Origin of the sequence: Arthrobacter agilis (assembly GCF_002953615.1) — a bacterium.
GTDB lineage: Bacteria > Actinomycetota > Actinomycetes > Actinomycetales > Micrococcaceae > Arthrobacter_D > Arthrobacter_D agilis_B.
The window spans coordinates 895,555-902,978 of the sequence record NZ_CP024915.1 but is presented as its reverse complement, the minus strand read 5'-3'; the positions used below and the strand labels follow the sequence as shown (position 1 = coordinate 902,978).

At 72.1% G+C, this 7,424-nt stretch carries 5 protein-coding genes and 2 pseudogenes; 1 reads left to right on the top strand and 6 read right to left on the bottom strand.

Annotated features, from left to right (window positions below; genetic code table 11):
* The 5 genes and pseudogenes from CVO76_RS04375 to argC form a co-directional block, all read right to left on the bottom strand.
* Positions 1 to 623 (bottom strand): annotated as a pseudogene (locus CVO76_RS04375) (ornithine carbamoyltransferase); the annotation flags it as partial.
* Positions 620 to 1,915 (bottom strand): acetylornithine transaminase, encoded by a 1,296-nt coding sequence (locus CVO76_RS04370; RefSeq protein ID WP_208740849.1) that lies wholly within the window; start codon positions 1,913 to 1,915, stop codon positions 620 to 622. The gene CVO76_RS04370 and the pseudogene CVO76_RS04375, both read right to left, overlap by 4 nt.
* Positions 1,912 to 2,841: an acetylglutamate kinase gene (gene argB, locus CVO76_RS04365; RefSeq protein ID WP_244186296.1), complete on the bottom strand. Its 930-nt coding sequence runs from the start codon at positions 2,839 to 2,841 to the stop codon at positions 1,912 to 1,914. The genes CVO76_RS04370 and argB overlap by 4 nt, the downstream gene beginning before the upstream one ends.
* Positions 2,842 to 2,960: 119 nt before the next feature.
* Positions 2,961 to 4,130, bottom strand: coding sequence for a bifunctional glutamate N-acetyltransferase/amino-acid acetyltransferase ArgJ (gene argJ / locus CVO76_RS04360; protein ID WP_133082253.1), 1,170 nt, complete (start codon positions 4,128 to 4,130; stop codon positions 2,961 to 2,963).
* Positions 4,127 to 5,158 (bottom strand): N-acetyl-gamma-glutamyl-phosphate reductase, encoded by a 1,032-nt coding sequence (gene argC / locus CVO76_RS04355; RefSeq protein ID WP_133082252.1) that lies wholly within the window; start codon positions 5,156 to 5,158, stop codon positions 4,127 to 4,129. The genes argJ and argC overlap by 4 nt, the downstream gene beginning before the upstream one ends.
* Before the next feature lie 105 nt (positions 5,159 to 5,263).
* On the opposite strand from argC, the gene CVO76_RS04350 reads away from it, so the two are divergent.
* A complete protein-coding gene (locus CVO76_RS04350) occupies positions 5,264 to 6,229 on the top strand; it encodes a quinone oxidoreductase family protein (protein WP_208740845.1) in 966 nt (321 codons plus the stop codon).
* Between the two features lie 189 nt (positions 6,230 to 6,418).
* On the opposite strand, the pseudogene CVO76_RS17215 reads toward CVO76_RS04350, so the two are convergent.
* Positions 6,419 to 7,424 (bottom strand): annotated as a pseudogene (locus CVO76_RS17215) (phenylalanine--tRNA ligase subunit beta); the annotation flags it as partial.

Below are 7,424 nucleotides of genomic sequence, written 5' to 3'. Positions count from 1 at the left end.
TGGCCGCCGGTCTCGGCAGCCCGCGCCTCGGCGGCGGCCACGACCGCGGGTCCGGGCAGGTAGCCCTCCGGCCCGGCGACCCGCACGTGCATCCCCGCGGTGGCGCCTGCGAGCAGGTAGGAGTTCGCCATGTTGTTGGCGCTGTCCCCCAGGTAGGTCATGGTCAGCCCGGCGAGGGCGCCCTTGTGTTCGCGGATGGTGAGGAGGTCCGCGAGCAGCTGGCACGGGTGGTAGTCGTCGGACAGGGCGTTGATGACGGGGACGCTCGACGCCGCGGCCATCTCCTCGAGTCCGGCCTGGGCGTAGGTGCGCCAGACGATCGTCGCGACCATCCGCTCGAGCACCTTCGCCGTGTCGGTGATGGTCTCCTTGTGCCCGAGTTGCGAGTCGCCCGCGCCGATGATGAGCGGCACGCCGCCGAGGTCGGCGATCCCGGCGGCGAAGGAGACCCGGGTGCGCGTGGAGGTCTTGTCGAAGATCACCGCGACCGTCCTGCGTCCGGCGCCCTCTCCCGCGAAGGGGGCGTGCGCGTAGGGGGCCGCCTTGAGTTCCGCGGCGAGGTCGAGGACCTCCGCCTGCTCCGCCGGCGAGAGGTCGGTGTCGACGAGGAAGTGACGCGTCATGCTGATGCCTCCCGGGCTGGGGTCTGGGCGGTGCGGAGGATGGCGGGCAGGGCGTCGAGGAGCGTCGCCGCCTGCTCGGTGGTGAGGATGAGCGGGGGCGCGAGGCGGAGGGTCGACGGACCGGTCGCGTTGATGATGAACCCCGCGGCGAGCGCGGCCTGGACCGCAGCGGGAGCGTGCTCTCCGTCGAGGTCGAATCCGATCAGCAGGCCCTCGCCGCGGACGGCTGCGACGCCGTCGACGGCGGTGAGTCCGGCACGGAGGTACGCGCCGACGTCGGAGGCGTGCTGCAGGGCACCCATGGATTCCAGCGCGTGCAGGGTGGCGAGGCCGGCGGCCGTGGCCACGGGATTCCCGCCGAAGGTGGTGCCGTGCTGGCCTGCACCGATCAGCCCCGAGACGTCCTCGCCGAAGGTGACGAGGGCTCCGACCGGGAAGCCCCCGCCGAGGCCCTTGGCGAGGGTCATGGCGTCCGGGACCACGCCGTCGACCGCCTGGTGCGCGAACCAGTGGCCGGTCCGCGCGATACCGGACTGGACCTCGTCGAGGATCAGGAGGGCACCGTGCTCGCGGGTCAGTTCGCGGGCGGTGCGGAGGTACTCCGGTGAGAGCGGACGGACGCCGGCCTCACCCTGGATGGGCTCGAGGACCAGTGCGGCCACGGAGCCGTCCATGGCCTCGCGGAGGGCGTCGGTGTCGTTGAAGGGGATGTGCTCGACGCCGGCCGGCAGGGGCTCGAACGGCTCCCGGTAGGCCTTCTTGGACGTGAGGGCGAGGGCACCCATGGTGCGCCCGTGGAAGGCGCCGTCGAGCGCGAGGATGCGGCGCCTCCCGGTGGTGCTGTTCCTGCGGGCGAGCTTGACGGCGGCCTCGAGTGCCTCCGTGCCGGAATTGGTGAAGAACACGCGCGAGCCGGCGGGTGCCTGTGCCAGTGCGAGCAGCTTCTCGGCGAGCGCCACCTGCGTGGGGCTCGTGAAGAAGTTCGAGATGTGGCCGAGGGTGGCGAGCTGGCTCGAGACGACGGAGGTGACGAAGGGGTGCGCGTGGCCGAGGGCGTTCACCGCGATCCCGCCGAGCAGGTCGAGGTACCGGGTACCGTCCGCGTCCCACACGTAGCAGCCCGACCCGCGGACGAGGACGCGCTGCGGCGTCCCGAAGACACCCAGGAGCGCTCCGTTGTAGCGCGCGAGCCACTCCGCGCCGGAGTCACCGCCCGTGAGCACGTCGACGGCGCCATCGGCTGCCGGCGCTGCCGCGTGCCGTCCATGGGTCGCGATGGCGGTCTCGTTCATGCCTGTGCTCCTGCTGGATCGGTGGGTGCTGGACCGGTGGACCTGGTGCCCGTGGGCACGACGCCGGGCACGACGTCGGGCACGACCTGCGTGCCGATGCCGGCGGTGGTGAACGTCTCCAGCAGCATGGAGTGGGCCAGGCGTCCGTCGACGATGTGGGCCCGTTCCACGCCGGCCTCGACGGCCTGCAGGCATGCCGCCATCTTCGGGATCATGCCGGACTGGAGGCTCGGCAGGAGTTCGCGGAGCTGCGCCGCGGAGAGGGAGGAGATGAGCGACGAGCGGTCCGGCCATGCGGCGTACAGGCCCTCGACGTCCGTGAGGATGACGAGCTTCGACGCCCCGAGTGCGGCGGCCAGGGCGGCGGCCGCGGAGTCGGCGTTGACGTTCAGGACCTGCTGGGTGGCGTCGCCGTCGGCGTCGTACTCCGGGGCGACCGTGGAGATCACGGGGATGCGGCCGGCCTGCAGGATGTCCAGGATGGCGCCGGGGTGGACGGCGGTCACCTCGCCGACGAGGCCCAGGTCCACCTGCTCGCCGTCGACGACGGTGCCGGTGCGGACGGCGCGGAGGAGCCCGCCGTCCTCGCCGGAGAGCCCGACGGCGTAGGGGCCGTGGGAGTTGATGAGGCCCACGAGCTCCCGGCCCACCTGGCCGGTGAGGACCATCCGGACCACGTCCATGGCCTCGGGGGTCGTGACGCGCAGTCCCCCCTTGAACTCGGACTCGATGCCGAGGCGTCCGAGCATCGCATTGATCTGCGGGCCGCCGCCGTGCACCACGACGGGACGGATGCCGACGTGGTGCAGGAACACGATGTCCTCGGCGAAGGCGCGGCGCATCTCGTCGTCGACCATGGCGTTGCCGCCGTACTTGATGACCATCGTGGTGCCCGCGAAGCGCTGGATCCAGGGCAGGGCCTCCATCAGGGTGGCGGCCTTGTCCTGGGCCCTCAGGGTCGATGCCGACGGGGTCGTGCCGGGTGTGGTGCCGGGTGTCGTGCCTGTCGTCGTGTCGTTCGTCGTCTCGGTCATGGCGTCTCCCGTCAGCTCGAGTAGGCGGAGTTCTCGTGCACGTACTCGTGCGTGAGGTCGTTGGTCCAGATCGTGGCGGACGCGGAGCCGGCAGCGAGGTCGATCTCCACGGTGACGTCGCGCCCGGTGAGGTCCACGAGGTCGCGGGAGTCACCGATGCCGCCGTTCCGGCAGATCTGCACGCCGTTCATCGAGACGTTCAGCCGGTCCGGTTCGAATGCGGCGTCCGTCGTGCCGACCGCGGCGAGCACGCGCCCCCAGTTGGGGTCGTTGCCGAAGATGGCGGTCTTGAAGAGGTTGGACCGGGCGACGGCGCGGCCGACCGTCTCGGCGTCGCGCTCGGAGGCCGCGTTGACGGTCCGCACGGCGATGGTGTGGCTGGCGCCCTCGGCGTCGTTGATGAGCTGCGCGGCGAGGTCGAGGCAGACGTCCGTCAGGGCCGCGGTGAACTGCGCCTGGTCGGGGGCCACGCCCGCCGCGCCGGAGGCGAGGAGCACGACGGTGTCGTTGGTCGACATGCAGCCGTCGGCGTCCGTACGGTCGAAGCTGACCCGCGTGGCCTCGCGCAGCGCTGCGTCGAGGGCCGCGGGATCCAGCGCCGCGTCCGTGGTCAGCACCACGAGCATCGTGGCGAGGCCGGGGGCGAGCATGCCGGCTCCCTTGGCCATGCCGCCGATCGCGTAGCCCTCGCTCGCCGAGTCGGCGGTCGCCGGATAGCGGGCCTCCTTCGGAACGGTGTCCGTGGTCATGATCGCCTCGGCCGCGGTCGGGCCGCCTCCCCTGCCGAGGGACCCGGCCGCGCCGGTCACGCCCGCGAGGAGCCGGTCCATGGGGAGCTGCTCGCCGATCAGGCCCGTGGAACAGACGAAGACGTCCGTCGCAGAGACGCCGAGGAGCTCCGCCGTGGCCTCGGCCGTCCGATGCGTGTTCTGGAATCCCTCCGGGCCGGTGCAGGCGTTGGCGCCGCCGGAGTTGAGGACGACGGCGTCCACGCGTCCGTCCGAGACGACCTGGCGGGACCACAGCACGGGCGCGGCGGCGACCCGGTTGGTGGTGAAGACGGCTGCGGCGTTGTGCAGCGGACCGTCGTTGGCGACGAGCGCGACGTCAGGTTTGCCGGTGCTCTTGAGGCCGGCGGCCACGCCTGCGGCACGGAACCCGCCCGGGTAGGTGATGCTCACGGTGCGATCCCCTGGATGGTCAGGCCCGCGGTCTCGTCGAGTCCGAGGGCGATGTTCATGGACTGCACGGCTCCGCCTGCGGTCCCCTTGGTGAGGTTGTCGATGACGCTGCTGACGACCACGCGGCCCGCATGCTCGTCGAAGGCGAGCTGCAGGTTCACGTAGTTCGAGCCCAGCACGGACTTCGTCGAGGGCCACTGGCCCTCGGGGAGGACGCGGACGAAGGGTTCCTCGGCGTACGCGGACTCCCACGCGTCCCGGAGCCGGGCATGGTCGACACCCGCGCGCACCTTCGCGGTCGCGGTCGTCAGGATGCCCCTGGCCATGGGGGCGAGGGTCGGCGTGAAGGACAGCGAGACGCGCTCGCCGGCGGCGAGGCTGAGGCCCTGCTCGATCTCCGGGGTGTGGCGGTGGCCGCCACCGACGCCGTACGGGCTCATCCCGCCCATCACCTCGGAGCCGATGAGGTTCGGTTTGGCGGCCTTGCCCGCGCCGGAGGTGCCGGAGGCGGAGACGATCACGACGTCGTCGGGCTCTAGGAGTCCCGCGGCGAAGCCGGGGGTGAGCGCGAGGAGCGCGCTGGTCGGATAACACCCGGGGACGGCGATGCGCCGGGCCCCCGCAAGATCCGCACGGGAACCCGGGAGCTCCGGGAGGCCGTACGGCCAGGTCCCGGCATGGGCCGATCCGTAGAACTTCTCCCACGCGGCGGGATCCTGCAGGCGGTGGTCGGCCCCTGCGTCGATCACGAGGGTCTCCGGTGACAGCTGCGCGGCGATCTCCGCACTGGCGCCGTGCGGGAGGGCCAGGAAGACGACGTCGTGCCCCGCGAGCACCTCGGGCGAGGTCTCCTGCAGCACCCGGTCGGCCAGGGAATGGAGGTGGGGTTGCAGCTCGCCGAGGCGCGCTCCCGCGTTGCTGTGGGCCGTGATCGCGCCGATCTCGATCCCCGGGTGGTTGGCGAGGAGGCGCAGGAGCTCTCCTCCGGCGTAGCCACTGGCGCCGGACACGGCTGCGGTGAACGTCATGAGCCCAGCGTACAGCAAGGGTATGCATGCCGACACATAATCATGCATATCGGATTCGGGGCGGCGGGAATAGCATGAGGACACGCCACCGAAAGGACCAGCATCATGCCCTCTGCCATCGTCGTCTCCGAACCCGGCGGTCCGGACGTCCTCACGCTCGCGACCGTGGACCGGCCCGATGCCGGACCCGGGCAGCTCCTGGTGAAGGTCGCTGCGGCCGGCGTGAACTTCATCGAGACGTACCAGCGCAGCGGCGCCTATCCGATGCAGTATCCCTTCACGCCGGGAGCCGAAGCGGCCGGGACGGTGGAGGCCGTGGGGGCGGACGTCCGGGGCTTCGGAACGGGCGACCGGGTCGCCTTCGCCGAGGGCAAGGGGACCTACGGGGAGTTCGCCGTCGTCGACGCCGACAAGGCGCTCCCTGTGCCCGACGGCGTGGACCTCGAGACGGCTGCCGCCCTCCCCCTGCAGGGCATGACCGCCCACTACATGATCAACTCGACGTTCGCCGTGCAGCCCGGCCAGACGGTCCTCGCGCACGCGGGCGCCGGCGGCGTGGGCCTCCTGCTGATCCAGCTGCTCAAGGCGAAGGGCGCGCGCGTGATCACGACGGTGTCGACGCCGGAGAAGGAGGAGCTGGCCCGCGGTGCGGGGGCCGACGAGGTCCTGCGGTACGAGGACTTCGCCGGCGCGGTCCGTGACCTCACCGACGGCACCGGGGTGGACGTGGTGTACGACGGGGTGGGGAGGGCGACCTTCGACGAGTCCCTGCGCTCGCTCCGGATCCGCGGGACGCTCGTCCTCTACGGCGCGGCGTCCGGGCCGGTGCCGCCGGTCGATCCGCAACGCCTCAACAGCGGTGGCTCGATCTTCCTCACCCGTCCCACGCTGGCGCACTACCTGCTGACACCCGAGGAGCGGCGCTGGCGGTCCGAGGAACTGTTCGGTGCCGTGGCCGCAGGGCAGCTCGATGTCCGCGTCGGCGCGCGCTACGCCCTCGCCGACGCGGCACGGGCCCACGAGGACCTCCAGGCCAGGCGCACCACGGGCAAGGTGCTGCTCCTGCCCTGAGCCATCCCGGGCCGCCGGGAAGCGGGCGATGTACGGCTCATCCCCAGTAGATTGATTCCTCCCGCCCGTACATGGGCCGGAAGGCGTCGTTCAGAGGTGCCGGCGTTCCTCCGGAGCGACCCTCTGCGGGCACGCGCTCCGTACGGGGGCGACGGCGGCAGCTCCGGGCGGGCCCGGAGCTGCCGTCGCTCAGCGCTGGACGGCGCCGAACCGCTCTCCTGCCAGCGCGACTGCGGCATCGCGTGCCGCGCTGGCCTCGTCCGCCGTCAGGGTGCGGTCCGGGGCGCGGAAGCGCAGGGCGAACGCCAGCGACTTCCGTCCCTCACCGATGCCCTGGCCCGTGTACACGTCGAACAGGCTGACGTCCTCGAGGAGCTCCCCTGCGCCTTCACGGAGCGTCTCGAGCACGTCCCCCGCGACCACCCCGGCGTCGACCACGAGGGCCACGTCCTGCGTGGCCGGCGGGTAGGTGGACAGCGGCCGCGCGACGATGACGTCCGCTGCGGCGTCGAGCAGCAGGTCCGCGTCGACCTCCAGCGCCACGGTGCGCGCCGGGAGGTCCTGCGCGGCGATCAGCTTCGGGTGGAGCTCACCCGCGTAGCCCAGCACCTCTCCGCTGCGCAGCGAGATCTCGGCCGTGCGGCCGGGGTGGAACGCCTGGTGGCTCCCCTGCCGCACGACGACGTCGACCCCGGCGACCTGTGCCATCAGCCGGACGACGTCCACAGCGTCGGCCCAGTCCCAGGCGCGCGGGACGACGCCGGCCGACGGCGCCGCCTCGTGGCCCGTGAACAGTGCAGCGATGGTCTGCGGCTGGTCCGGGATACCGGCGTACAGGGCGTCCAGGACCTCGTCGTCGGGCCGGGCACCGAGCGGCGGGATGGATGATGTGCCGAGCACGTCCCCCGGCAGGAAGACGGCGCCCGTCTCGAACAGGGCCAGGTCACGGAAGCCGCGCGAGGAGTTGCGCTTCGCTAGCTCCACCAGACCGGGGAGAATCGACCGGCGCAGGTATCCGAGCTCCGCGCTGAGCGGGTTCGCGAGCTTGACCGAGGCGACGGCAGCTCCCTCGTCCGGCGTGCCGAAGACGGCGTTGGCGTGCCCGCTGACGAACGGGTAGGACAGCACCTCCGTCAGTCCTGCCGCGGCGAGCGCGTTCAGGAGCCGGCGGCGCTGCTGCTGCAGGCGGGTCAGG